Source organism: Streptomyces torulosus (assembly GCF_001419765.1).
Classification (GTDB): Bacteria; Actinomycetota; Actinomycetes; order Streptomycetales; family Streptomycetaceae; genus Streptomyces; species Streptomyces torulosus.
Map to the genome: position 1 here is coordinate 1 of NZ_LIRK01001038.1, position 1,691 is coordinate 1,691.

The 1,691-nt window shown below is 73.3% G+C and carries 2 protein-coding genes; both read right to left on the reverse strand.

What is annotated here, in order from left to right:
• The coding region (locus AOK23_RS43860) for a glycerophosphodiester phosphodiesterase (protein ID WP_055717913.1) at nucleotides 1–568 on the reverse strand (568 nt) is incomplete at its 3' end.
• A 35-nt stretch (nucleotides 569–603) separates the two neighbouring features.
• The gene (locus tag AOK23_RS43865; RefSeq protein ID WP_063791521.1) at nucleotides 604–1,662 is read right to left on the reverse strand and encodes an adenosine deaminase; all 1,059 of its coding nucleotides are present in this window, start codon (nucleotides 1,660–1,662) and stop codon (nucleotides 604–606) included.
• Between the last annotated feature and the right edge of the window lie 29 nt (nucleotides 1,663–1,691).

Here is a 1,691-nt window from a genome sequence, read left to right on the forward strand (position 1 = left end):
CGCGGTGGACACGGTCCGCGAGGGCCCGGCTCACCAACCCGAAGCGGTAGTTGAGCCAGCGGGGGCGTACGGCGGCGAGGAGAGCCGGGCGGGGCGGGGCGAGGGTCTTCCAGGTGAGGGCGATCTCGGCGTCGGGGGCGACGGCCCGTAGCGCGAGCATGGTGTCGGCCCCGGCGCTGTAGTACACCCGCTCCTGCGCCCCGCACTCCTGGACGACGCCCACGACCTGCCGTATCGCCCGGCGGTCGGCCGCACCCGGCAGGTCGATCATGACCCGGCTGTCCGCGGTGACGGCCAGCGCCTCGGCCAGCGTCGGCACACCGTCCGCCGTGAGCCCCCGCACCTCGGCGGCGGACAGCGCCGCGAGCGGCCGGTCCAGTTCCCACAGCCGCTTCAGCGTGGAGTCGTGGAGGAGGACCGGTACGTCGTCGCGGGTCGTCCGTACGTCGAACTCGACGGCGTCCGCGCCCAGCGCGAGCCCCGCCCGCAGCGAGTCAAGGGTGTTCTCGCGGTGGCGGTACGGGGCGCCGCGATGGGCCACGGCGGTCACGGTGCGCAGGGGGTTCATGGTGGTTACCGGTGCGGGTCGTCTTCCGGCGCGGGTCAGGGGGCGAGCCAGGCCGAGGTGTAGGTGTCGATGTCGGCGGCCAGCCGGGCCTTGCCGGGCTCGTCGAGGAAGGCCGCCTCCACCGCGTTCTTCGCGAGCGCGGCCAGCCCCCGCTCGTCGAGGTCGAGGAGCCGCGCGGCGACCGCGTACTCGGTGTTGAGGTCGGTGCCGAACATCGGCGGGTCGTCGGAGTTGACGGTCACCAGGACCCCGGCCGCCACGAACTCCTTGATCGGATGCTCGTCGAGGGTGCGGACCGCACGCGTCGCTATGTTCGACGTGGGGCAGACCTCCAGGGCGATCCGGTGCTCGGCGAGGTGGGCGAGCAGCTTCGGGTCCTGGGCGGAACTCGTGCCGTGGCCGATGCGCTCCGCGCGCAGTTCGTTGATCGCGTCCCAGACCGTCTCCGGCCCGGTGGTCTCGCCGGCGTGCGGAACGGAGTGCAGTCCGGCCGCGATGGCCTGGTCGAAGTACGGCTTGAACTGCGGTCGCGGCACGCCGACCTCGGGCCCGCCGAGCCCGAACGACACCAGGCCCTCCGGGCGCAGCCGGTCGTCGGTCGCGAGCCGGACGGTCTCGTCGGCCGACACGAGTCCCGCCTCGCCGGGGATGTCGAAGCACCAGCGCAGTACGGTCCCGAACTCGGCCTCGGCCGCCTTGCGGGCGTCCTCGATCGCGTCCATGAACGCCCGCTCGTCGATGCCGCGACGCGTCGAGGAGTACGGCGTGATGGTCAGCTCGGCGTACCGCACCTGCTGCCGGGCCAGGTCCCTGGCCACCTCGAACGTCAGCAGCCGGACGTCCTCCGGGGTGCGGATCAGGTCCACCACGGACAGATACACCTGGATGAAGTGCGCGAAGTCCGTGAACGTGAAGTAGTCCGCGAGCGCCTCGGGGTCGGTCGGCACCTTGGAGTCGGGGTGGCGGGCGGCGAGTTCGGAGACGATCCGGGGGGAGGCGGAGCCGACGTGGTGCACGTGCAGTTCGGCCTTGGGCAGGCCGGCGATGAAGGCGTGCAGGTCGCGGGCGCCGGTGCCGCCGGGCGCGGGGGAGATGCCGGGGGCGGCGGCACCGGCGCCCGCGA